This is a genomic window from Pseudomonas sp. Hz4, assembly GCF_054898165.1.
Genome location: NZ_CM142719.1, coordinates 1,483,403 through 1,507,264, shown reverse-complemented (window position 1 = coordinate 1,507,264; position 23,862 = coordinate 1,483,403). Strand labels below are relative to the sequence as shown.

General features: G+C 57.3%; 25 protein-coding genes. 16 read left to right on the top strand and 9 right to left on the bottom strand.

Annotated features, from left to right (window positions below; genetic code table 11):
• Positions 1–251: 251 nt before the first annotated feature.
• From metG to ACYZTR_RS06685, 8 genes are all read left to right on the top strand, one after another.
• Positions 252–2,303 (top strand): methionine--tRNA ligase, encoded by a 2,052-nt coding sequence (gene metG / locus ACYZTR_RS06720; protein ID WP_461977460.1) that lies wholly within the window; start codon positions 252–254, stop codon positions 2,301–2,303.
• A 143-nt stretch (positions 2,304–2,446) separates the two neighbouring features.
• Complete coding sequence (locus ACYZTR_RS06715; RefSeq protein ID WP_461977458.1) at positions 2,447–3,016, top strand: electron transport complex protein RnfA; 570 nt, start codon at positions 2,447–2,449, stop codon at positions 3,014–3,016.
• Complete coding sequence (gene rsxB / locus ACYZTR_RS06710; RefSeq protein WP_461977456.1) at positions 3,013–4,023, top strand: electron transport complex subunit RsxB; 1,011 nt, start codon at positions 3,013–3,015, stop codon at positions 4,021–4,023. Before ACYZTR_RS06715 ends, rsxB begins: the two co-directional genes overlap by 4 nt.
• A complete protein-coding gene (locus tag ACYZTR_RS06705; protein ID WP_461977454.1) occupies positions 4,010–5,002 on the top strand; it encodes an RnfABCDGE type electron transport complex subunit D in 993 nt (330 codons plus the stop codon). The genes rsxB and ACYZTR_RS06705 overlap by 14 nt, the downstream gene beginning before the upstream one ends.
• Entirely contained in the window at positions 4,999–5,610 is a 612-nt protein-coding gene (locus ACYZTR_RS06700; RefSeq protein ID WP_461977452.1) for an RnfABCDGE type electron transport complex subunit G, read from the top strand. The genes ACYZTR_RS06705 and ACYZTR_RS06700 overlap by 4 nt, the downstream gene beginning before the upstream one ends.
• The gene (locus ACYZTR_RS06695) at positions 5,603–6,190 is read left to right on the top strand and encodes an Rnf-Nqr domain containing protein (RefSeq protein ID WP_461977450.1); all 588 of its coding nucleotides are present in this window, start codon (positions 5,603–5,605) and stop codon (positions 6,188–6,190) included. The genes ACYZTR_RS06700 and ACYZTR_RS06695 overlap by 8 nt, the downstream gene beginning before the upstream one ends.
• A gap of 25 nt (positions 6,191–6,215) precedes the next feature.
• Positions 6,216–6,854 carry an endonuclease III gene (nth, locus tag ACYZTR_RS06690; protein WP_461977448.1) on the top strand — a complete coding sequence of 213 codons (639 nt, stop codon included), beginning with the start codon at positions 6,216–6,218 and terminating at the stop codon, positions 6,852–6,854.
• Positions 6,855–6,960: 106 nt separating this feature from the next.
• The gene (locus ACYZTR_RS06685) at positions 6,961–7,140 is read left to right on the top strand and encodes a PA3496 family putative envelope integrity protein (protein ID WP_449646064.1); all 180 of its coding nucleotides are present in this window, start codon (positions 6,961–6,963) and stop codon (positions 7,138–7,140) included.
• Between the two features lie 89 nt (positions 7,141–7,229).
• Here the strand turns inward: ACYZTR_RS06685 and ACYZTR_RS06680 are convergent, their stop codons facing one another.
• A complete protein-coding gene (locus ACYZTR_RS06680; protein WP_461977446.1) occupies positions 7,230–7,856 on the bottom strand; it encodes a response regulator in 627 nt (208 codons plus the stop codon).
• Positions 7,857–8,427: 571 nt separating this feature from the next.
• On the opposite strand from ACYZTR_RS06680, the gene ACYZTR_RS06675 reads away from it, so the two are divergent.
• A complete protein-coding gene (locus tag ACYZTR_RS06675; RefSeq protein ID WP_461977444.1) occupies positions 8,428–9,060 on the top strand; it encodes a hypothetical protein in 633 nt (210 codons plus the stop codon).
• Positions 9,061–9,242: 182 nt separating this feature from the next.
• Here the strand turns inward: ACYZTR_RS06675 and ACYZTR_RS06670 are convergent, their stop codons facing one another.
• Together ACYZTR_RS06670 and ACYZTR_RS06665 are read right to left on the bottom strand one after the other, a co-directional pair.
• A complete protein-coding gene (locus ACYZTR_RS06670) occupies positions 9,243–10,460 on the bottom strand; it encodes an argininosuccinate synthase (protein WP_461977442.1) in 1,218 nt (405 codons plus the stop codon).
• 129 nt (positions 10,461–10,589) lie between these two features.
• Entirely contained in the window at positions 10,590–11,498 is a 909-nt protein-coding gene (locus ACYZTR_RS06665) for a flagellar protein MotY (protein WP_461977440.1), read from the bottom strand.
• A gap of 159 nt (positions 11,499–11,657) precedes the next feature.
• On the opposite strand from ACYZTR_RS06665, the gene pyrC reads away from it, so the two are divergent.
• Together pyrC and rnt are read left to right on the top strand one after the other, a co-directional pair.
• Positions 11,658–12,704: a dihydroorotase gene (pyrC, locus tag ACYZTR_RS06660; protein WP_461977438.1), complete on the top strand. Its 1,047-nt coding sequence runs from the start codon at positions 11,658–11,660 to the stop codon at positions 12,702–12,704.
• Complete coding sequence (gene rnt, locus ACYZTR_RS06655) at positions 12,701–13,378, top strand: ribonuclease T (RefSeq protein ID WP_461977436.1); 678 nt, start codon at positions 12,701–12,703, stop codon at positions 13,376–13,378. Before pyrC ends, rnt begins: the two co-directional genes overlap by 4 nt.
• Before the next feature lie 72 nt (positions 13,379–13,450).
• Here rnt and ACYZTR_RS06650 read toward each other — a convergent pair whose 3' ends face one another.
• Complete coding sequence (locus ACYZTR_RS06650) at positions 13,451–14,053, bottom strand: peroxiredoxin (protein WP_064679479.1); 603 nt, start codon at positions 14,051–14,053, stop codon at positions 13,451–13,453.
• 301 nt (positions 14,054–14,354) lie between these two features.
• On the opposite strand from ACYZTR_RS06650, the gene ACYZTR_RS06645 reads away from it, so the two are divergent.
• The 3 genes from ACYZTR_RS06645 to ACYZTR_RS06635 all read left to right on the top strand — a co-directional run bounded on the left by ACYZTR_RS06645 (position 14,355) and on the right by ACYZTR_RS06635 (position 16,875).
• Positions 14,355–14,573 (top strand): bacterioferritin-associated ferredoxin, encoded by a 219-nt coding sequence (locus tag ACYZTR_RS06645; protein ID WP_461977434.1) that lies wholly within the window; start codon positions 14,355–14,357, stop codon positions 14,571–14,573.
• A 199-nt stretch (positions 14,574–14,772) separates the two neighbouring features.
• A complete protein-coding gene (gene bfr / locus ACYZTR_RS06640; RefSeq protein WP_461977433.1) occupies positions 14,773–15,246 on the top strand; it encodes a bacterioferritin in 474 nt (157 codons plus the stop codon).
• 360 nt (positions 15,247–15,606) lie between these two features.
• Complete coding sequence (locus ACYZTR_RS06635; protein WP_461976268.1) at positions 15,607–16,875, top strand: IS110 family RNA-guided transposase; 1,269 nt, start codon at positions 15,607–15,609, stop codon at positions 16,873–16,875.
• A 78-nt stretch (positions 16,876–16,953) separates the two neighbouring features.
• On the opposite strand, the gene grxD is transcribed toward ACYZTR_RS06635, so the two are convergent.
• The 3 genes from grxD to ACYZTR_RS06620 form a co-directional block, all read right to left on the bottom strand.
• Positions 16,954–17,295: a Grx4 family monothiol glutaredoxin gene (grxD, locus tag ACYZTR_RS06630; RefSeq protein ID WP_449644277.1), complete on the bottom strand. Its 342-nt coding sequence runs from the start codon at positions 17,293–17,295 to the stop codon at positions 16,954–16,956.
• A gap of 97 nt (positions 17,296–17,392) precedes the next feature.
• Positions 17,393–19,498, bottom strand: a complete 2,106-nt coding sequence (locus tag ACYZTR_RS06625) for a molybdopterin oxidoreductase family protein (RefSeq protein WP_461977430.1) — start codon at positions 19,496–19,498, stop codon at positions 17,393–17,395.
• Between the two features lie 134 nt (positions 19,499–19,632).
• Positions 19,633–19,923, bottom strand: coding sequence for a hypothetical protein (locus ACYZTR_RS06620; RefSeq protein ID WP_461977429.1), 291 nt, complete (start codon positions 19,921–19,923; stop codon positions 19,633–19,635).
• Between the two features lie 415 nt (positions 19,924–20,338).
• Between ACYZTR_RS06620 and argF the strand changes: the two genes are divergently transcribed.
• Complete coding sequence (argF, locus tag ACYZTR_RS06615) at positions 20,339–21,259, top strand: ornithine carbamoyltransferase (protein ID WP_461979608.1); 921 nt, start codon at positions 20,339–20,341, stop codon at positions 21,257–21,259.
• On the top strand, positions 21,256–22,365 hold the full coding sequence (locus tag ACYZTR_RS06610) for an ABC transporter ATP-binding protein (RefSeq protein ID WP_461977427.1): 1,110 nt from the start codon (positions 21,256–21,258) through the stop codon (positions 22,363–22,365). The genes argF and ACYZTR_RS06610 overlap by 4 nt, the downstream gene beginning before the upstream one ends.
• A gap of 129 nt (positions 22,366–22,494) precedes the next feature.
• Here the strand turns inward: ACYZTR_RS06610 and ACYZTR_RS06605 are convergent, their stop codons facing one another.
• The gene (locus ACYZTR_RS06605) at positions 22,495–23,277 is read right to left on the bottom strand and encodes a PhzF family phenazine biosynthesis protein (protein WP_461977425.1); all 783 of its coding nucleotides are present in this window, start codon (positions 23,275–23,277) and stop codon (positions 22,495–22,497) included.
• A 15-nt stretch (positions 23,278–23,292) separates the two neighbouring features.
• A complete protein-coding gene (gene ybaK, locus ACYZTR_RS06600) occupies positions 23,293–23,763 on the bottom strand; it encodes a Cys-tRNA(Pro) deacylase (protein WP_461977423.1) in 471 nt (156 codons plus the stop codon).
• Positions 23,764–23,862: the final 99 nt, after the last annotated feature.

Below are 23,862 nucleotides of genomic sequence, written 5' to 3'. Positions count from 1 at the left end.
TATCCCCGTTGGGTGGCGAAGCCGCCCCGAAATCCGACTACATAGTAGTACCAGGCACATTGTGTGCGATGGTTTACGACTGCTGCGCAGCCGAACGGGGATAAATCCCCTCGCCACAGAATTTCCTCACCACAAGATCCCTTCGCCACAAAAAGCTCTTTTGCAACAATAAGCCTTCAGGTCACGGGGTGAAAAATATGCGCCGGCGCTTTATAGTGGCCGACCTCCGTTTCATCAAGTAGCCGAGCCCCATGTCCGAGCCACGCAAGATCCTCGTCACCAGCGCCCTGCCCTATGCCAATGGTTCGATCCATCTTGGCCACATGCTGGAATACATCCAGACCGATATGTGGGTGCGCTTCCAGAAGCACCGCGGCAATCAATGCATTTATGTCTGCGCCGACGACGCCCACGGTTCGGCCATCATGCTGCGCGCGGAAAAGGAGGGCATCACCCCGGAACAACTGATCGCCAACGTCCAGGCTGAACACAGCGCCGACTTTGCCGAGTTCTTGGTGGACTTCGATAACTTCCACTCCACTCACGCCGAAGAAAACCGTGAGCTGTCGAGCCAGATCTACCTGAAGCTGCGCGACGCCGGGCACATTGCCCAGCGCTCGATCACTCAGTACTTCGACCCGGAAAAGAAAATGTTCCTGGCCGACCGCTTCATCAAGGGCACCTGCCCGAAATGCGGTACCGAAGACCAGTACGGCGACAACTGCGAAAAATGCGGTGCGACCTACGCGCCGACTGATCTGAAGGATCCGAAGTCGGCGATCTCCGGCGCCACCCCGGTGCTCAAGGATTCCCAGCACTTCTTCTTCAAGCTGCCGGACTTTCAGGAAATGCTGCAAGCCTGGACCCGCAGCGGCACCCTGCAAGAGGCCGTGGCGAACAAGATCGCCGAATGGCTGGATGCCGGCCTGCAACAGTGGGACATCTCCCGCGATGCGCCGTACTTCGGTTTCGAAATCCCCGACGAGCCAGGCAAATACTTCTACGTCTGGCTGGACGCGCCAATCGGCTACATGGCCAGCTTCAAGAACCTCTGCGCCCGTCGTCCGGACCTGGACTTCGACGCGTTCTGGGGCAAGGATTCCACCGCCGAGCTGTACCACTTCATCGGCAAGGACATCGTCAACTTCCACGCGCTGTTCTGGCCAGCCATGCTCGAAGGCGCCGGTTTCCGTAAACCGACCGGCATCAACGTCCACGGCTACCTGACCGTCAACGGTCAGAAAATGTCCAAATCCCGCGGCACCTTCATCAAGGCCCGAACCTATCTGGACCATCTGTCGCCGGAATACCTGCGCTACTACTACGCGGCCAAGCTGAGCCGTGGCGTCGACGACCTCGACCTGAACCTCGAAGACTTCGTGCAGAAGGTCAACTCCGACCTGGTCGGTAAAGTCGTCAACATCGCCAGCCGTTGCGCCGGTTTCATCCATAAAGGCAACGCCGGTGTGCTGGTGGCGGGTAATGCCGCGCCGGAACTGACTGAAGCGTTCCTGGCCGCAGCGCCGAGCATCTGCGACGCCTACGAGGCTCGCGACTTCGCCCGTGCCATGCGCGAGATCATGGGTCTGGCCGACCGTGCCAACGCCTGGATCGCCGACAAGGCGCCGTGGTCGCTGAATAAACAAGAAGGCAAGCAGGACGAAGTCCAGGCCATCTGCGCCTTGGGCGTGAACCTGTTCCGCCAACTGGTGATCTTCCTCAAGCCGGTGTTGCCGTTGCTGGCCGCCGACGCCGAGGCGTTCCTGAACGTCGCGCCGCTGACCTGGGACGACCACGCCACCTTGCTCAGTAACCATCAGCTGAACGAGTTCAAACCGTTGATGACCCGTATCGACCCGGTGAAAGTGCAAGCCATGAGCGACGCTTCGAAAGAGGACCTGACCGCGAGCCAGACCGACACCGGTGAAACTGCGCCTGTCGGCAATGGCGAACTGGCCAAGGATCCGCTGTCGCCAGAGATCGAGTTCGATGCCTTTGCCGCTGTCGACCTGCGCGTCGCCCTGATCCTCAAGGCCGAACACGTGGAAGGTGCTGACAAACTGCTGCGCCTGACCCTGGACATCGGTGACGAGCAACGCAACGTGTTCTCCGGGATCAAGAGTGCCTACCCGGATCCGTCCAAGCTCAATGGTCGTCTGACCATGATGATCGCCAACCTCAAGCCACGGAAAATGAAGTTCGGCATCTCCGAAGGCATGGTGATGGCTGCCGGTCCTGGGGGTGAAGAAATCTACCTGCTCAGCCCTGACAGCGGCGCCAAGCCAGGTCAGCGCATCAAGTAAGGTTGTGCAGTAAATCGATCCCACAGTCGTGCCTGGCGCGACTGTGGGATTTTTCATGTCTGGCCCACCCTCCGTCCTTGCCGGATAATGCCTAAGCTTTTTAGATCGCTCTGTTAAAAAGCCCCGTTCTTGCCGGCACGATCATGACCGAAATTGTTCTTACGCTTATCAGTGCAGCCCTGATCAACAACCTCGTGTTGCACTGGCCGCTGGGCGCCGATCCGCTGTTGGGCAACGAGCATCGGCAGGTCCACGCGTTGGGGCTCGCGACGTCTTGCTTGATGCTGATCGTCGGCACGCTGGGCTACTTGGCCTACCGTTGGCTGCTGATCCCGCTGGAGCTGACGTCGCTGCGCCTTTTCGTATTCCTGCCTTTAAGCGTTTTGCTGATAGGCCCGCTGCTGAAAGTGCTTTCTCGGTCACTTCCAAAGCTTGCGTTCGATGGACTCTGGCCCCTGCTGCTGGGCAACGCCGGCGTACTCGGCCTGACGCTGCTCAACGCTCAAGACGACAAAGGACTCTTCCACGCCATGGCCCTGAGCCTGGGTGCCGGGCTGGGTTTCTGGCTGGTACTGAGCCTGTTCAGCGACTTGCGCCAACGCACACTCGATAATGATATCCCCCTGCCCTTTCGTGGCCTGCCGATCGAGTTGATCGGCGCCGGGCTGATCGCAGTGGCTTTTCTCGGATTCAGTGGACTGATCAAAACATGAGTCTGATTCAACGCATCGACGCCCTCTTGCCGCAAACCCAATGCGGCAAGTGCGGCCACCCCGGATGCAAACCGTACGCCGAAGGCATTGCCAGCGGCGAGCTGATCAACAAGTGCCCGCCAGGCGGCAGCGAAACCATCGCGGCCCTGGCCGAGCTGTTGAAAGTGCCGATACTGGAACTGGACGTCAGTCGCGGCTCGGCACCGGCGCAGATCGCCTACATTCGTGAAGCGGAGTGTATCGGCTGCACCAAGTGCATCCAGGCCTGCCCGGTGGATGCCATTGTCGGTGCGGCGAAATTAATGCACACGGTGATCGTCGATGAATGCACCGGTTGCGATCTGTGCGTGGTGCCCTGCCCGGTGGATTGCATCGAGATGCGGCCGTTGCCGCTGGCCACGGTGCTACCGATTGTCGGCGGCCTGGCATTCAGCCTTGAGGAACAACGCGCCCGGACGGCCAAGCGCGATCACGCACGGCGTCGATTCGAACAACGCAACGCTCGCCTGCGTCGTGAAGAAGAACTGAAAATCGCCGAACGTCAGGCCCGAGCCCAGCGCACCGTCCAGCACAGTGAGGTGGCGACACTCGACCCGGTTCAGGCCGCTCTAGAGCGAGTCCGCGCACAGAAGGCAGCCAATGCGGATGCGGCGTTGAAAAAGGCCAAGATCGAACTGGCGATGAGTCGGGCGCAACTGAACAAATCACTCAAGGCGTTCGGGCATCCGCCAACCTTCGAGCAGCAGTCGCAACTGATCCTCCTGCAACAGCAGTTCGAGGCTGCCGAACAGGCGTTGGCGACACTGGAAAGCACTGCACCGCCAGCCCCGGCGCCCGTTGCTCCGGCGAAAAATGCGCCGCTTAATCGGGCAAAGATCCAGTTAGCCATGCGCCGCGCCGAACTCAAGAAAGCCCACGCCAGCGAAGCCCCCGCCGAGCAAATCGAAACACTGGAACTCGCGGTCAATGAAGCCGAGCGTCAGGTGGATGCCTATGTCGCCCCTTGAATCGGTCGACGAGCGCCTTCAGCAGGCCATGAAGCTGGTATTGCTGGCCACCCTGCCAGGGATGCTGATGTTGTTCTGGCTGTATGGCTGGGGGGTGTTGATCAACCTGATTCTGTCGGGCATAACCGCATTGGCCGTTGAAGCGGCCGTGCTGCAACTGCGCAAGCGACCGCTCAAGTCGACCTTGACCGACGGCAGCGCACTGGTCAGCGCAACGCTGTTGGCACTGGCCTTGCCGCCTTATTGCCCGTGGTGGCTGGCGGTCTGTGCCGCGGCGTTCGCGATGGTGTTCGGCAAACACCTGTATGGCGGCGTAGGAAATAACCCATTCAACCCGGCAATGCTCGGTTTCGCCCTCGTGATGGTGAGCTTTCCCCAACAGATGACCCAATGGCCGTCATCCCATGGGCTGGACCTGCTCGGCGGCTTGCAGCAGGTGTTTGGGCTCAGCCTCAGCCAGACGCCGGATGCCTGGGTCCAAGCGACGGCGCTGGACAGCCTGCGGATCAACAAAAGCCTGACCATGGACGAACTGTTTGTCGCTAACCCGGCGTTCGGTCACTTCGGCGGCCGAGGCATGGAATGGGTCAACCTGGCCTTTTTGGCGGGCGGCGCGTTTCTGCTGCAACGACGGGTGTTCAGCTGGCATGCGCCGGTCGGCATGCTCGCCAGTCTGTTCGTCATCAGCCTGCTGTGCTGGAACGGCTCAGGCTCCGACTCCCATGGCTCGCCGCTGTTTCATCTGCTCACTGGCGCGAGCATGCTGGGCGCATTCTTCATCGTCACGGAACCGGTGTCTGGCGCAAAAAGCCCCGGCGCGCGACTGCTTTTCGGCGTGGGCGTCGGGCTGCTGACGTACCTGATTCGCACCTGGGGTGGTTATCCGGACGGCGTAGCCTTTGCCGTGCTGTTGATGAACCTCTGTGTGCCTGCGCTGGAGCGGTTTGTCGCCTTCAGACAGGAGCGGGGTGCGCCATGAGCCGAGTATCGAGCGCTGTGGTCCTGCTGTTACTGGCAAGCCTGGGGATTGGCGTGACGTATCTGGTCCAGCACATCAGCGCGCCGCGCATTGCGGCCGAACAGCACTTGATCGACAGCCGTAACCTGTTGGATCTGCTTTCCGCCGAGCGCTACGACAATCAGCCGCTGGAACAGCCGCTCGCCCTCGAAAACACTGGATTGGCCAGCAGCACACTGCTGGGTGGCTATCTGGCGACCAAGACTGGCCAACCCAGCGCCGTCTTGCTGCGCAGCCAGACCATAGGCTATGAGGGCGCCATCGAATTGCTGATCGCCATCGACGCAAACGGCAAGTTGCTGGGCGTCAAAACGCTCAAGCAATCAGAAACCCCGGGGCTGGGTGGCAAGATTGCCGACTGGCCTAATGCCTGGTTTCAGGTGTTTGTCGGTAAATCTCGATCCGAACCCGCCGATGCTGGCTGGGCCTTGAAAAAGGATCAGGGGCAATTCGATCAATTGGCGGGGGCGACCATTACTTCGAGAGCGGTCATCAACGCCATCCATGACGCGTTGCGCTACTTCGATGAACGCCGGCAACAGCTGATCGGGAGCAGCCCCCATGAATAAGTCATCGTCTCTGCAGAACTCGCTGATGCTCGCGCCGCTGATCGGCGCCACGGATTCACTGGTGTCCGCTTTGGGCTTGTGGCTGATGTTTATCGTAGTGATCAATGCCTTTGGTGTGTGCATAGGCGCCTTGCGATCCCGACTTCTCCCGGCGACGCACCGGTTAGCCGCCGTCCTGCTGGCAGCCACGCTGACCAGCTGCGCGGAAGTCGTCGCGCAACTCTGGTCGCTGCAATGGCACCACCATGTGGGGTTTTATGCAGGGTTGATCGCCTTGCAATGCGTCGTGCTGGAAAACACCGGTTTTTTCCAGCGCACCTGGCGTGATCGCCTGCGTCTGTGTGGCCTGTTCGGCGCGTTGATGGCAGGCCTTGGCTTGCTGCGCGAACTCATCGGCAACGGCACACTCGGCATCCATCTGCCATGGCTGGCTGGCACTGCGCAAGTGGACTGGCAAGGTTGGGTACTGACCGCCGACGGTGGCATGCGCCTGGCCACCCTGGCCCCAGGCGGATTCATTCTGCTGGGACTGCTGATCGCCGCACGTCAGGCCTGGACCCGCTCGACGCCCTCACACTGACCGCCTTCGAGGAAACGCACTGCCCATGAATGCCGCAAAACGTCTGGAAATTTTCCGCCGATTACACGAAGACAACCCGGAACCAAAGACCGAACTGGCTTATTCCTCGCCGTTCGAATTGCTGATCTCTGTGATTCTCTCGGCTCAGTCGACCGATGTCGGCGTGAACAAAGCCACTGCCAAACTCTATCCGGTGGCCAATACGCCGGCGGCGATTTATGCCATGGGTGTCGAGGGACTGTCGGAATACATCAAGACTATCGGCCTGTTCAACAGCAAAGCGAAAAACGTGATCGAGACCTGTCGCTTGCTGGTGGAACGTCATGGAGGCGAAGTGCCGCAAACCCGTGAGGAGCTGGAAGCGTTACCTGGCGTCGGCCGCAAGACCGCCAACGTGGTGCTCAATACCGCATTCCGTCAGCTGACCATGGCGGTTGACACGCATATTTTCCGGGTCAGCAATCGTACCGGCATTGCTCCAGGTAAAAATGTGGTCGAGGTTGAGAAAAAACTGATGAAGTTCGTGCCAAAGGAATATCTGCTCGATTCCCATCACTGGCTGATCCTCCACGGACGCTACGTTTGCCTGGCCCGCAAGCCTCGCTGTGGCAGTTGCCGGATCGAAGACTTGTGCGAATACAAGCAAAAGACTTCGGACGATTGAGGCGCTATTAGGTTTTTTGATTTATCGATTGAAAAAATCTTTTTTACCCGCCGAGAGATTATCGATATAAGGAGCGCCAAAGGCAGTCTTAGCCTGGAGTAACACTATGAGCACTGGCAAAGAGCAATTGGACGTAGAAGACGACTTCACCCCCGTTGAGGCTGATGACGCTGAGCCGGTGGTTGAAGTGGCGAAGACCAACCTGAGCAAACGCCGTACCATCGACAATCTGTTGGAGGAGCGCCGACTGCAAAAGCAATTGGCCGATTACGATTTTGATCCATGACACCTAAAAGCCTCCCGAAACGGAGGCTTTTTACTAAGTGCCAACCCCTGATGCCCCCGCTCATCGCGCCTCGTCAAACGTTGAGGCAATCACACCAAACCATTGCGTTGAGCCAATTCGATCAGGTCGACCAGGGAGCGAGCATTGAGTTTCAACAACAGGCGGGTCTTGTAAGTACTGACAGTCTTATTACTGAGGAACATTCCATCGGCAATCTCCTTGTTGGTCTTGCCTCGGGCCAACTGTTGCAAGACCATCATTTCCCGTCCCGACAGACGATCCACCATATCGGCCTCACTGGCGTTCCCCAAACTGGAACGTACGGTATGCAAGGCTTGATTCGGAAAGTAACTGTAGCCTGACAAGACTGCCTTTATTGCACTGAGTAATTCGGTGAGATCCTGTTGTTTGCAGACATACCCGGCGGCACCCGATTGCATGCAACGCATGGAAAAATGCCCAGGTGCCTGGGACGTCAGTATCAGTACTTTAATGGGCATTGCTGTCGATGTTAAACGCGCGATGACTTCCAGCCCATCAAGTTTCGGTATTCCAATATCCAGGATGACAATATCCGGCATATGCTCACGGGCAAGTTGCAACGCATCCACGCCGTTATCTGTCTCTGCAATGACTTCGTAGCCATGACGCTCCATTAGCATTCGTACCGCAAGACGAATGACGGGGTGATCATCCACGATCAGCACTTTATTCATGGGCAAGTCCAATTTTCGCTGTTCGAATTTTTAGAGCCCGCACAATAGCCTAGTCGTTTCACCCATGGCATGCCGCCCCCCGCGGCCACCTACACCGAGAGACATTCCCTACAGACATTAGGGATTCGTCTTACAAAATATCCCCAAATACCGGAACCTGAAATTTTATCAACCTGAAATAATTTATACTTTCCGCAGTTTTTTTGTTTCGATTTACTACCAAAAAACCAAATTACCGCCTCCGTCGCAAGCGATCCAACGAGCACCCACTATTGAGCTACGCTTAAAAGTATCTGATGTTTTCCATCTAAAAACCGATACCACAAACACTGCACATCAAGGATTAAAACGATCACACCCTGCAACACTTCAAAAATACATTGATTCCATCGCAAACAAAACATCACAAACAGATATACCCGCCCTCACTCAATGCCGTTACTATCACCCATTGAAATCCAACTTTTAAAAGGAGCACCCACCCACAAAAAAACAATAACCTAGTTATTAAACTCCAAAACCAAAAATATTAACCATTCGAGAAAAGACAATACTTCCATGAGTAGAAAACATGAACAAACCAAAGAAAAAAATCATCAACCCTATGACAGTTATTGCCATATTTGCCGCCATTTCTGAAACATCGGCCGCCGTCTCACTGCCCTTTCTCGACAATACGGAGCGGGAGCTCTATGTCTGGTTCCTGATCAGTTTTCCCTTTTATTTGATTTTTCTTTTCTTCGCCACACTCAACTTCAACTACCGGTCGCTGTACGCGCCCTCCGATTTTGGTAAAGGAAAGCACTTTATAGAAGTGATGGCCAACGCTGATCGCGGTCAGCGGCCCGATAACCTGAAGGACCCACCCGCCCGGATCGGTATTCAGACAAGTCTCGCGGCGCTACAGCACGTGTGCCTGACCGAGCCGCTAAAAAATCTGCACATCGTGGATGCGCGGTGGTTGAACAAAAAAATGGAGTTTGGCGCCTGGATTGAGAAAAATTTGCACCCACAGGGAAGCCCTGCGCAAGTGATCGTGTTTCTCACCTGTATCGATTCGGAGGCATTACTGAAGGAAAGCGCCATCAAGCATTTAAAACAGACAAAGAACCGCAACAGCCCAACGCTCTGCATTGCTTACAATTTAAATTCACGTGGCTTGACGATGCTTGATCACTCTTTTTACCTGACACGCAGCAGGTAACGCTTGAAGAGCTTTCAGAGAGAGGAAACAACAGGAAGGTGTTACAGAAACAAAAAGAACGCTGTTAAAACGAAGTCCAGTAGGAAATCCCCCCTATTCAGATGTGTGGCCTTGTCATCGACAAGGCCACAACTCTATTACTGTCGTTTCACCACCGTCGTTCCACTACGGCTTCCAGCATCTCAGAAAAGCTTCCGGCCTTTGTTCGCCGCAATACGCATGCGCAAAGCGTTGAGCTTGATGAAGCCCGCCGCGTCGGCCTGGTTGTAGGCGCCGCCATCTTCTTCGAAGGTCGCGATGTTGGCGTCGAACAACGATTCGTCGGACTTGCGACCGGTGACGATCACGTTGCCCTTGTACAGCTTCAGGCGCACAACACCGTTCACGTGGGCCTGGGACGCGTCGATCATCTGTTGCAGCATCAGACGCTCAGGGCTCCACCAGTAACCGGTGTAGATCAAGCTGGCGTATTTAGGCATCAGCTCGTCTTTAAGGTGAGCCACTTCGCGGTCCAGAGTGATCGATTCGATCGCACGGTGAGCGCGCAGCATGATGGTGCCGCCAGGGGTTTCGTAGCAGCCACGGGACTTCATGCCAACGTAGCGGTTCTCGACGATGTCGAGACGGCCAATACCGTGTTCGCCACCGATACGGTTCAGGGTCGCCAGCACGGTGGCCGGGGTCATTTCGACGCCGTCCAGTTCGACGATGTCGCCATTGCGGTAGGTCAGTTCCAGGTACTGCGCCTTGTCAGGAGCGTTCTCCGGGGAGACAGTCCATTTCCACATGTCTTCTTCGTGCTCGGTCCAGGTGTCTTCCAACACGCCGCCTTCATAGGAGATGTGCAGCAAGTTGGCATCCATCGAGTACGGGGATTTCTTCTTGCCGTGACGCTCGATCGGGATGTTGTGCTTTTCAGCATAATCCATCAGCTTTTCACGCGAGAGCAGGTCCCATTCGCGCCACGGAGCGATCACTTTCACGCCGGGCTTCAAGGCGTAGGCGCCCAGTTCGAAACGAACCTGGTCGTTGCCCTTGCCGGTGGCGCCGTGGGAAATGGCGTCTGCGCCGGTTTCGTTGGCGATTTCGATCAGGCGCTTGGCGATCAACGGACGAGCGATGGAAGTACCCAGTAGGTACTCGCCTTCGTAAACGGTGTTGGCGCGGAACATCGGGAAAACGAAATCGCGCACGAATTCTTCGCGCAAGTCGTCGATGTAGATCTCTTTCACGCCCATGGCTTGTGCCTTGGCGCGTGCAGGTTCGACCTCTTCGCCCTGACCCAGGTCAGCGGTGAAGGTCACGACTTCACAGTTATAAGTATCCTGCAGCCACTTGAGGATCACCGAAGTGTCCAGGCCGCCGGAATACGCCAGAACGACCTTGTTTACGTCCGCCATGCCATCACTCCACGGGGTTCTACGGAAAGCCGTCAAGTCTACCGGTCATGCAGAATAATTTACAGAGGCGCGACAGCTTATGACGACGAAGCGACAGATTATGTCGAGTGGGCGACGATAACAGCGGGTTCAGGAGGTCGACGCGGGGCTCGCTGATGCAGTGGTCTGAGGGGCCGGCTTTTCGGTGGGCGCAACCCGCGCGAGGTGCACATTGACCCGACGGTTCTTCGCCCGGTTGGAGGAATTGCTATTGGGTGCCAAGGGATAACGCTCGCCGTGAAAGCGCACGGTGATCTGCGATTCCTGAATGCCATTGGCCTTGAAGAACTCCATCACCGCCAGGGCCCGACGCCGCGACAGATCACGGTTGGTCAGGCGGTTGCCGCTGTTGTCGGAGTGGCCATCGAGTTCGATATGGTTGACCGTCGGGTCGGCCTTCATGAATTCCAGCATCACTTGCAATTGAGTCTTGGCCTGCGCGTCGAGATCGATGCCTTCGCCGGGGAAGCCGATCTGCGATTGTTTGACCTGCTCGAAATTCTTCGGCAGCAGTTTTGCCACGCAGCCTTGATAGTCGTTAAAGGCCTTGCTGAACTTGACCGGCAACAGACGCACTTCCGACACCCGGCCATCGCCAGAGTAATGTCGAACAACCGGACTGCGGCCATCCATCAAGCCGCTGATTAAACGCCCGGCCTGTTGTTGCGAACTGTTAAACAGCACATTGCCGCTGCCGATTCGCACAGAACCGAGATTTATGTCGCCACGCCCCGGCTGCCAGGGAGCAGCCGCCGCCAGCAAGGTGGCCGAACCGCCGCCGATTATCGCGTTGTAGGCCTTCAGACGAAACGTCGCTTGCTCGCCGGCGCGGCGCACGAATTCACCGGAACCAAAATCGGTGATCGGCTGAGTCAGGCGGCACTCGAACGGGTCTCCTTCGACCGTCCACTCGATACTCTCCAGACGGGTCTGGAAAGTGAGCGCCATCGCGGGAAGGCTGGCAAATACGCTAAGCAAGGCTAAATAACGCTGGCGCACGGGTGGCTCCACTGGCTTCTACAACAAAAAGACCGACACACACATGTTTACGGCATACCTGTTGGATATCGGAAGCTTGCTGCAAAACTTGATAGCGAGTGCCTGGAAGAGTCTTTTCCGGTAGCATTCCCCTCAGTTTGACCCGCCTGGAATCCCCTCATGTCCGACCGCCTGACCCTGCTGCGTCCCGACGACTGGCATATTCATCTTCGCGATGGTGCCGTGTTGACCAATACCGTTGCGGATGTCGCGCGCACCTTTGGTCGCGCCATCATCATGCCCAACCTGGTACCTCCGGTGCGTAACGCCGCTGAAGCCGACGGCTATCGCCAGCGGATTCTCGCTGCACGCCCGGCCGGCAGTCGCTTCGAACCGTTGATGGTGCTGTACCTGACCGACCGCACACAGCCCGAAGAAATTCGCGAGGCCAAGGCCAGCGGTTTCATTCACGCCGCCAAGCTGTACCCGGCCGGCGCGACCACCAACTCGGACTCCGGTGTCACCAGCATCGACAAGATTTTCCCTGCACTCGAGGCCATGGCCGAAGTCGGGATGCCCTTGCTGGTTCACGGTGAAGTCACCCGTGGCGATGTCGACGTTTTCGATCGCGAAAAAATCTTCATCGATGAGCACTTGCGCCGTGTGGTCGAGCGTTTCCCGACGCTCAAAGTGGTGTTCGAACACATCACTACCGCTGACGCCGTGCAGTTCGTCAACGCGGCGTCGGCCAATGTTGGCGCGACCATCACCGCGCATCACCTGCTGTACAACCGCAACCACATGCTGGTGGGCGGGATTCGGCCGCACTTCTATTGCCTGCCGATCCTCAAGCGCAACACCCATCAGGAAGCCCTGCTCGACGCCGCCACCAGCGGCAGCGACAAGTTCTTCCTCGGCACCGACTCGGCGCCCCATGCCCAGCACGCCAAGGAAGCAGCATGCGGCTGTGCCGGTTGCTACACCGCTTATGCAGCGATCGAGATGTATGCCGAAGCCTTCGAACAACGCAACGCGCTGGACAAGCTCGAAGCCTTTGCCAGCCTGAACGGCCCGCGTTTCTACGGCCTGCCGGTGAACACCGATCGCATCACCCTGGTCCGCGATGAGTGGACCGCCCCAACCAGCCTGCCATTTGGCGAGCTGACCGTAATCCCGCTGCGCGCCGGTGAAAAACTGCGCTGGCGCCTGCTGGAGGAACACGCGTGAGTGAAGACCATTTCGACGACGAACAGGAAGGTCAAGGCGGCGGAGGTGGTTCGCGCCACCCGATGGCTGCCCGCTTCCGTGGATACCTGCCAGTCGTTGTCGACGTTGAAACCGGTGGTTTCAACTCTGCCACTGACGCCTTGCTGGAAATTGCCGCCACCACCATCGGCATGGACGAAAAAGGGTTTGTGTACCCCGACCACACCTACTTCTTTCGCGTAGAGCCTTTTGAAGGCGCGAACATCGAAGCGGCCGCCCTGGAATTCACCGGGATCAAACTCGATCACCCTCTGCGCATGGCGGTGAGTGAAGAAGCAGCCCTGACCGACATCTTCCGCGGCATCCGCAAGGCGCTTAAAGCCAACGGTTGCAAACGGGCGATTCTGGTCGGGCACAACAGCAGCTTCGATCTGGGCTTTCTCAACGCCGCTGTCGCGCGCCTGGACATGAAACGTAACCCGTTTCATCCGTTCTCGAGCTTCGATACTGCAACCCTGGCCGGTCTGGCTTACGGCCAAACGGTACTGGCCAAGGCCTGTCAGGCAGCTGATATCGACTTCGACGGTCGCGAGGCGCACTCGGCTCGCTACGACACCGAGAAGACGGCTGAGCTGTTCTGCGGGATCGTCAATCGCTGGAAACAAATGGGCGGTTGGGAAGACTACAACGACTGATCCGTCGTTGGGTTTATCCCGCCCATAAAAAAACCGGCCTCAACGGCCGGTTTTTTATGCCTCAAACGTGCCTTACAGCGCCGCAGCGTTCTCGGTCAGGTAAGCCGCGACACCTTCGGTCGAAGCGGTCATGCCTTTATCGCCTTTTTTCCAGTTGGCAGGGCAAACTTCGCCGTGCTCTTCGTGGAATTGCAGAGCGTCGACCAGTCGGATCAACTCTTCAATGTTACGGCCCAGCGGCAGGTCGTTGATGATCTGCGAGCGGACAACGCCTTTGTCGTCGATCAGGAATGCGCCACGGAAAGCCACGCCGCCTTCGGACTCAACGTCGTAGGCCTTGGCGATTTCGTGCTTAAGGTCGGCAGCCATGGTGTAGCGAACTTCGCCGATACCACCATTGTTGACCGGGGTGTTGCGCCAGGCGTTATGGGTGAAGTGCGAGTCGATCGAAACGGCGATCACTTCAACGTTGCGTGCCTTGAAGTCAGACATGCGGTTGTCCAGAGCGATCAGCTCGGACGGGCAAACGAAGGTGAAGTCCAGTGGGTAGAAGAACACCAGGCCGTATTTGCCTTTGATGGCCGACGACAGGGTGAAGCTGTCTACGATTTCGCCATTACCGAGTACGGCCGGTACGGTGAAGTCAGGGGCTTGTTTGCCTACGAGTACGCTCATTGGATATCTCCTGGTGTAAAAACGTGAAGAACTGGGTTCGTATCAGCCTGCCACCTTCAGACGACAGCCCTGTGACACGAACCCGCTTCATAAGGACCGGCCATCATACACTGCGTTTTTGGCCTGTCCTTAACGCTTTTTTGTCAGGGGAAATGCCGTCGACAGATTTTCCTGGTGATCGACGCTGAGGCGAAACCGTTCGTCAGCCTCAACCAAAGCTTTCTGAAACCACTTTGACAATCATTCTCGTTAACATTAAGATCCCTCGCAATTGAGTCACAACCAGCGACGGTTTTCACTTATGTATGTCTGCCTCTGCACTGGCGTCACCGACGGTCAAATCCGCGATGCAATCTATGAAGGTTGCTGCAGCTACAAAGAAGTCCGTCAGGCCACCGGCGTAGCTAGCCAATGCGGCAAATGTGCTTGCCTTGCCAAGGAAGTGGTCCGCGAAACCCTGACCAAATTGCAATCGGCTCAGTCCGCGATTCCCTATCCCGTAGAATTTACTGCCGCGTAAATATCCTATTTCAAAGAACCGGACTTGTTGTCCGGTTTTTTTATGTCTGAAAATCAATTGCTTACGCTCTAGACGCGGAACACAAACATTCTTATTCCGATTAATTTTCATTTAAGTTTCAATAACTTAGGTTTGACACTCTTAATTACGCGGCTCAAACTCTGCCTTATAGACAGCTACTACAGGGCAGGACCCCATCATGAAAGGCGACATTACAGTCATCCAGCATCTCAACAAGATCCTTGCCAATGAGCTGGTCGCGATCAATCAATACTTCCTGCATGCACGCATGTATGAAGATTGGGGTTTGAACAAGCTCGGCAAGCATGAGTACCACGAATCCATCGACGAGATGAAGCACGCGGACAAGCTGATCAAGCGCATCCTGTTCCTTGAAGGCCTGCCGAATGTCCAGGACCTGGGCAAGCTGCAGATCGGCGAACACACCCAGGAAATGCTTGAGTGCGACCTGCGTATCGAACGCACCGGTCACGCGGATCTCAAAGTAGCCATCGCTCAATGCGAAACCGTTGGCGACTTCGGCAGCCGTGAACTGCTTGAAGATATTCTTGAGTCCGAAGAAGAACATATCGACTGGCTGGAAACCCAACTGGGCCTGATCGATAAAGTCGGTCTTGAGAACTATCTGCAATCGCAGATGGGCGAAGAGTAAGTTAGCGCTCGCTAAACTCGAGACAATAAAAAGCCCCGCGCTCTTTTAAAGAGGCGGGGCTTTTTTATGCCTTCGCTCTTGCAGGAGCGAAGCTTGCTCGCGATATAGGTACTCCGTTCCTTTCTCTTCCATACTGACTTCGCTGGAAGTTGGCTGTCGGCGAGGAAGGAACATGCACCTGCGGGCTACGAATATGCTCGCGCAGCACTCGATGATTACGCTTTCACCTTCGAGTCCACAGGTGCGCTTGCGCCCTCTAACGAATTCTCAGGGAAAGCCCGACACGGCTCTCTATATCGCCTTCGCTGGACGCAAGCATGCATGTCCCTGCATGTACTTTAGCGTCTGTGGAGGTGTTCCATGCAAACGCTCCTGTCTCAGAGTTTCACTGCTTATATCGGAATTGATTGGGCAGACGCCAAGCACGACATCTGTTTGCAGATAGCTGGAGAGGCTCAGCGGAGTTTCGAGGTCATCGACCACAAGCCCGAGTCGATTGATCGCTGGGCCAGGTCGCTGCATCAACGTTACGGTGGCCCGATCGCGATCGCCGTGGAGTTGAACAAAGGCCCACTGATAGCGGCTCTGCAAAAATATGAGTTTTTTTGTATCTTTCCGATCAATCCGAGCACCTTGGCCCGGCACCGTAAAACCTTCGTCCCCAGTGGCGCCAAGGATGATCCAACGGATGCTCAATGGGCGCTTGAGCTGTTGCTGAATCATCCCGAACGGTTTCCTCAACTGGTCCAGCAAAGCTCCGCCATGCGTTCGCTCGCCAGCCTGACCGAACATCGCCGCGGGTTGGTCGATGACCGGGTCAAGATCAGCAATCGTCTGGTCTGCATGCTCAAACAGTATTACCCGTTGGCTCTTGAGCTGTTTCATGACCATGACACGCTGGTTTTCTGTGAGTTTTTGGCGCGCTGGTCGACATTTGAAGTGCTTAAGCACGCTCGGCCAGCCAGCGTTTTGAAGTTCCTTCACGCGCATAATGTTCGCCATGCTGAGCTCAATCAGCAGCGTTTGGCATTGATCGCCAAAGCCATGCCGTTGACTGAAGATCCAGGCGTGGTCAGTCCTTCAGCGCTGTATGTGCTGGCCCTGGTCTCGCAACTGAAAGGGGTTATCACGGCGATCAAAGACTTTGATCGGGAGATCGAAAAAACTGCCAACACCCTGGCCGACTACCGACTCTTCAAGGCCTTGCCCGGCGCGGGGCAGCAGCTTGCCCCACGGTTGATGGTCGCCTTTGGTGAGCAGCGTGATCGCTTCAAGGATGCCAGTGCTGTGCAGCGATATGCCGGGATTGCCCCGGTCACCGAACGCAGTGGCAAGAAAAAAGTCGTCCACTGGCGCTATCAATGCGCAACTTTTTTGCGCCAGACCTTTGTTGAATGGGCTGCACACAGCATCAATCAATCGGTGTGGGCAGAGGCGTATTACCGCCAGCAAAGGGCCAAAGGCAGCTCTTACCAAGCAGCCCTCAGGGCTCTGGCGTTCAAGTGGATCCGGATCGTTTATCGGTGCTGGAAGACCAGCACCGTGTACGACGAAAACGTTTATTTACAGACCTTGCTTCGGCACGGCTCACCGTTGACCAGCGAGCTGGACACAGCAAAACCGCGTTGACGGAAAGGCTCAGGGCGTGAAAGCGGTCTTTCAGGTAAGACGCCTTCGCGGGCAAGCCTCGCTCCTACAAAAAGCGGATCAGGCTTCGGTCTTGTTGGCAGCAGCAGCTTCGACAGCAGCCTTGATGGTGCTCTGCAGCGAACCATCAGCCGACATTTCAGTCATGATGTCGCTACCGCCGACCAGCTCACCACCGACCCACAGTTGCGGGAAGGTTGGCCAGTTGGCGTACTTTGGCAGGTTGGCGCGGATTTCCGGGTTTTGCAGGATGTCCACGTAAGCAAACTTTTCGCCACACGCCATCACGGCCTGCGCGGCTTTCGCGGAGAAGCCACACTGCGGGGCATTCGGCGAGCCTTTCATGTAAAGCAGAATGGTGTTGTTAGCAATCTGCTCTTTAATCGTTTCGATGATATCCATGGAGCACCTCGGCTGAACTTTCCGACTCAGTGGTCGGCACGGTGGCGCATTGTAACGGAAACCCGAGCCCCCTGCTTGGTCTCCCCGACAGACTTGATCAAGCCGCCACCACGGTCACTGGCACACCGTTCAACGCCGCATTGCCCGACAACTCATCGAGTTGGCACTCGTCGGTCAAGTCATTGGCGCTGGAGCCCGGCTGGCCACTGGCAATTGTCATCTGCACACCCGGCCGTGCATGCCCCCAGCCGTGAGGAAGGCTGACCACGCCTTTCATCATATCGAGACTGCCGAGCACTTCAACTTCGATCGCCCCGACTCGCGAACTGACCCGCACTCGCTGCCCGTCGTTGAGCCCACGACTGGCCAGGTCATCCGGGTGCATCAGCAATTGATGGCGCGGCTTGCCCTTCACCAAGCGGTGATAGTTGTGCATCCACGAGTTGTTGCTGCGCACATGACGGCGGCCAATCATCAGCAACTTATCGGCGGCCGGTGCTTGCAACGCCGCAAAGCGGGCGAGGTCAGCCAGGATCACGGCAGGCGCGGCCTGGACTCGCTGATTAGGCGTTTTCAAACGCGGAGCCAGATTGGATTTCAATGCCCCAAGATCGACACCATGAGGATGATCAAACAACGTCGCCAGCGATAGCTTTTGCGTCGAAGCGTCGCCATACAGCCCCATCCGCAAGCCATGATCGATCATCTGCGCCGGAGCGACGGTTGGTTTCAATGCTTTGCCAGTCTTCGCAGCAAAGGCCCTGGCCAGCCCCACGAAGATCTCCCAGTCATGCAACGCACCGTCGGGCTTGGCCAGGATCGCGCGGTTGAACCGACTGACGTTACGCACCGCAAACATATTGAAAGTCGTGTCGTAATGATCGTTTTCCAGAGCCGATGTGGACGGCAGAATCAGGTCGGCATAACGCGTGGTTTCATTGATGTACAGGTCGATGCTGACCATGAACTCCAAACCGTCCAGTGCCTGTTCGAGCTGGCGGCCATTGGGCGTCGACAGTACCGGGTTACCCGCCACGGTAATCAGCGCACGGACCTGCCCTTCCCCTTCGGTGAGCATCTCTTCGGCCAGTGCCGACACCGGCAGTTCACCCGCGTATTCGGGACGCCCGGACACCCGGCTCTGCCACAGATTGAAATGCCCGCCTGAAGTGGATGCCACCAAGTCCACCGCAGGTTCGGTGCACAACGCACCACCCACACGATCGAGATTACTGGTGACCAGGTTAATCAGCTGCACAACCCAATGACACAAGGTGCCGAACGCCTGGGTCGAGACCCCCATGCGGCCGTAGCAGACCGCTGTCGGCGCTGCCGCAAAGTCCCGAGCCAGTTGACGGATCTGTTCGGCGGGCACTGCACACAGTGGGCTCATGGCCTCGGCGGTGAAACTTGCGACCGCCTCCCGCACCTCATCCAGGCCCTCCACCGGCAAATGACTGTCGCGGGTCAGGCCTTCAGCAAACAAGGTGTTGAGCAGCCCGAACAATAACGCCGCATCGCCACCCGGGCGCACAAACAGATGTTGATCGGCAATCGCCGCCGTTTCGCTGCGACGCGGATCAACCACCACCACTTTGCCGCCGCGCGCTTGAATGGCCTTCAAGCGCTTCTCCACATCCGGCACGGTCATGATGCTGCCATTGGAAGCCAGCGGATTGCCGCCGAGGATCAGCATGAAATCGGTGTGATCGATGTCCGGGATCGGCAACAGCAAGCCATGGCCGTACATCAAATGGCTGGTCAGGTGATGGGGCAATTGGTCAACCGAGGTCGCAGAAAACCGGTTGCGGGTTTTCAACAGGCCGAGAAAGTAATTGCTGTGGGTCATCAGCCCATAGTTGTGCACGCTGGGGTTGCCTTGATAGACCGCCACCGCGTTCTGCCCGTGACGCTCCTGAATCGCTGCCAGCCGTTCGGCGACAAGGCTGAAGGCATCTTCCCACTCGATGGGTTGCCATTCGCTGCCGACCCGCCGCATCGGCTGACGCAAACGATCCGGATCGTTCTGAATATCTTGCAGGGCGACAGCCTTGGGACAGATGTGTCCGCGGCTGAATGTATCCTGAGGGTCACCCTTGATCGAAGTGATCTGCACAGCGCCTTCGACCTCGGTGGTTTCGATGGTCAGGCCGCAGATGGCTTCACACAAGTGGCACGCACGGTGATGGAGAGTCTTGGTCATGGCCAGTCTCTGTCTTGTTCTGGGCGGGCAATATCGGCCGCGGGAACAAAACTATGGAGCCTGACCCACGACTGCGCCAGCGACGTTCGTCTTGTGAATCGGCGACCATCAGGCCAGCCGATGACCGCCGGGGATCAGTTCGGCGGCAGCCTCGGCGGCGCCTGCAACTGGATCTCCTGAATGGTTTCGATCTGCTCATGAGCGATATGGACACCCGTGAGTTCGCCGATCAATCGCCAGTGCTCGTCGAGCCCGGCGCTGATGGTTGCCATGCGGTCAATCATCCGCCGGCCGGCGGCCTTGGTCACTTCGTCTTCACTGCGCATCAACTCGAAGGACATCGAGGTCATGGAAGCGGTGAGATGGGTCAGTGAGCGAGCCGTAAGGCCAAGTAACTCCATTAACTGTTGTTCTTTCGATTCCATTCCGAAGGCTTCCTGCGTCGTTCGTGGGTTAGTTATAACCTGCCACCTTGCATAAGCAAATGTTTCATACCAGACACATCGATCGATCCTGAGCACAAAGGCGTCGAAAGACCGATCAGAAACCGACCGCTGCCAGGCCATCCCTGTCCCGTTTGATTGCAAAGCCCCCTGACCCCAGTGTACAAATGACGGGCTGCTGTCAGGAAACAGGCTTCAAAAGCGCTACTGCGGTTATCCCGTAGCCCCTCTGAAATCCCCAAACACCGTAGCCTATTGGAAAAACGCGACATTTAATGTCAATATCGCGCCTCCCCCTATTTCGTCGCCCCGTGCGGCTTACGCCGCAGGTCTCGCCCGTTTTTCAGTTAAACAAGGCTTTGAGTATCTGCGGTCTGTTGCAAAAAGGTAGTCAATGATGAGCGCAAGGCACTTTCTCTCCCTGATGGATTGCACGCCCGAAGAGCTGGTCAGCGTGATCCGTCGAGGCACTGAGCTCAAAGACCTGCGTAACCGCGGCGTACTGTTCGAGCCTTTGAAAAACCGCGTGCTCGGGATGATTTTCGAGAAATCGTCGACCCGCACCCGTATTTCGTTCGAAGCCGGCATGATCCAGCTCGGTGGCCAGGCGATTTTCCTGTCGCCGCGTGACACGCAACTGGGCCGTGGCGAGCCGATCGGCGACTGCGCGATCGTGATGTCGAGCATGCTCGACGCCGTGATGATCCGTACCTTTGCCCACAGCACCCTGACCGAATTCGCCGCCAACTCCCGCGTGCCTGTCATCAACGGCCTGTCCGATGACCTGCACCCGTGCCAATTGCTGGCCGACATGCAGACGTTCCTTGAACATCGCGGCTCGATCCAGGGTAAAACCGTGGCCTGGATCGGCGACGGCAACAACATGTGCAACAGCTATATAGAAGCGGCGATGCAGTTCGACTTCCAGTTGCGCATCGCTTGTCCGGAAGGCTTTGAACCCAACCCTGAGTTCGTGGCCAAGGCGGGTGATCGGGTCACCATCGTCCGCGATCCGAAGGATGCCGTACGCGGCGCCCACCTGGTCAGCACCGACGTCTGGACCTCCATGGGCCAGGAAGAGGAAACCGCCAAACGCCTGAAGCTGTTTGCACCGTTCCAGGTCAACCGCGCCCTGCTCGACCTGGCCGCTGAAGACGTGCTGTTCATGCACTGCCTGCCGGCCCACCGTGGCGAGGAAATCAGCGTCGACTTGCTCGATGACAAACGCTCCGTTGCTTGGGATCAAGCCGAAAACCGTCTTCACGCACAAAAGGCCCTGCTCGAGTTTCTCGTCCCGCCTTCGTACCACCACGCATGAGCCATCCATTACTGCTTAACCTGCGCAACCTCGCCTGCGGCTACCAAGGCCAGCGGGTCGTGCAGAACCTCAACCTGCATTTGAATGCCGGCGACATCGGCTGCCTGCTAGGCTCTTCGGGTTGCGGCAAAACCACTACCCTGCGGGCCATTGCCGGTTTCGAACCGGTACACGAAGGTGAAATCCAGTTGGCGGGCGAGACGATTTCCCGCGCCGGGTTTACCCTCGCGCCGGAGAAACGCCGGATCGGCATGGTGTTCCAGGACTACGCACTGTTTCCGCATTTGAGCGTGGCCGAGAACATCGCCTTCGGGATCCGTAAACATCCGCAGAAGGATCGCGTCACCGAAGAGTTGCTGGAGCTGGTCAATCTGAAAAACCTCGGCAAACGCTTCCCGCACGAGCTATCCGGTGGTCAACAGCAGCGCGTCGCACTGGCGCGCGCCCTGGCACCGGAACCGCAACTGCTGCTGCTCGACGAACCTTTCTCCAACCTTGATGGCGAGTTGCGACGCAAGCTCAGCCATGAGGTGCGCGACATCCTCAAGGCCCGTGGCACCAGCGCGATTCTGGTGACCCACGACCAGGAAGAAGCCTTCGCGGTGAGCGATCATGTGGGGGTTTTCAAGGAAGGTCGTCTGGAGCAGTGGGACACGCCCTACAACCTGTATCACGAACCGCTGACGCCGTTTGTCGCCAGTTTCATCGGCCAGGGTTATTTCATTCGCGGTCAGCTGAGCAGCCCCGAGTCGGTGCAAACCGAATTGGGTGAGTTACGCGGTAATCGTGCCTACACCTGGCCAGTTGGCGGCGCGGTGGATGTGTTGCTGCGTCCGGACGATATCGTTTATGCACCGGACAACGGTTTGAAAGCGCGGATCGTCGGCAAGTCTTTCCAGGGTGCCTCGACCTTGTATCGCTTGCAGATGCCGACCGGTGCGCAGCTGGAGTCGATTTTCCCGAGCCATGCTGATCATCAGGTGGGTTCGGAGGTTGGCATTCGTGTCGCGGCTGAACACTTGGTGCTGTTTCAGGCGTCGGGCAGTACGGCGGCGCAAATTCCGGTCATAGACTCCGGCGTGCGCCGCTACAGCTCTGCTGACTGATAAACACAACTCCTGTGGGAGCGGCGGTGCGGCGATCCGACTTGCTCGCGAAAGCGGTGTTTCAGTCAATGATGATGTCGACTGAAACTACGCCTTCGCGAGCAAGCCCGCTCCCACAGTAGGTTTCGGTTAACCGAGCATCAACGTACCGCTCGCAACGAGCGTCGCAGTCCCGCCGATTTTCACCCGATCCGCTTCCAGTCGACAGAACAACTCTCCGCCCCGCGCCGAACACTGATAAGCCGTCAGGCTCGACTTGCCCAAACGTTTCGACCAGTACGGAATCAGGCTGCAATGGGTCGAGCCGGTCACCGGGTCTTCATTGATGCCGGTCGCCGGGGCGAAGTAGCGAGACACAAAGTCATGCTTGCTGCCCCTGGCCGTGACAATTGCCCCCGGCCACGGCAGTTTCGCCAGCGCCGCCATGTTCGGCTGACATTCAAGCACCGCCTGCTCGGACTCCAGCACCACGAACAACTCGTTCGACCCCAGCACATCAACCGCTTCCACACCCAGCGCGCGCTCGACATCCAGGGTCACGCCCACTTCCGACGGCACGATGGCCGGGAAGTCCAGCCACAAGCGCTCACCCTCACGGCTGACACTGAGCGGGCCGGACTTGCAGACGAAGTCCAGTCGCTCGACCGGCTCTTTATAGATTTCAAACAGAACGTAAGCGCTGGCCAAAGTGGCATGACCGCACAACGGCACTTCGGTGGTCGGGGTAAACCAGCGGATGCGCCAGCCCTGCCCTTCGCGCACCACGAAGGCGGTTTCGGCGAGGTTGTGCTCGGCGGCGATCTTCTGCATCAATTCATCGGCAAGCCAGGCATCGAGGCGATAGACCATCGCCGGGTTGCCACTGAAGGGCCGATCACTGAACGCATCAACCTGGTGAAATTCAAGCTGCATAACCTTCTCCCTGAGTCAGGCGCGGCCGATATCAGCGAACGTCGCCTGGGTATGTTCGGCCAGCACCGCGGGTGCCAATTCGACTTCCAGCCCACGTCGCCCCGCGCTGACAAAAATGCTGGTGAAGGGCTGAGCTGATTTATCAATAAAGGTGCGCAAGCGCTTTTTCTGTCCCAGCGGACTGATCCCGCCCAAGAGGTAACCGGTGGATCGTTGCGCAGCGGCAGGATCGGCCATCTCGACTTTTTTCACGCCCGCAGCATGAGCCAGGCCCTTCAAGTCCAGACTTCCGACGACCGGCACCACGGCGACCAGCAATTCACCTTTCTCACTGGCTGCCAGCAAGGTCTTGAATACCTGAGCCGGGGCCAATCCCAGTTTCTCCGCGGCCTCCAGCCCGTAGGACGCTGCCTTCGGATCATGTTCGTAACTGTGCACACGATGTTCGGCACGAACTTTTTTCAACAAATCCAATGCGGGGGTCATGGCAGCTCCAGGCTGGGCGACAGAAGAAAAATACTGTGCTGAATTTTAGGTCATTGATCAATAAAAGGCTCTATTACGGCTCTATTTCAAAGGCTTGGC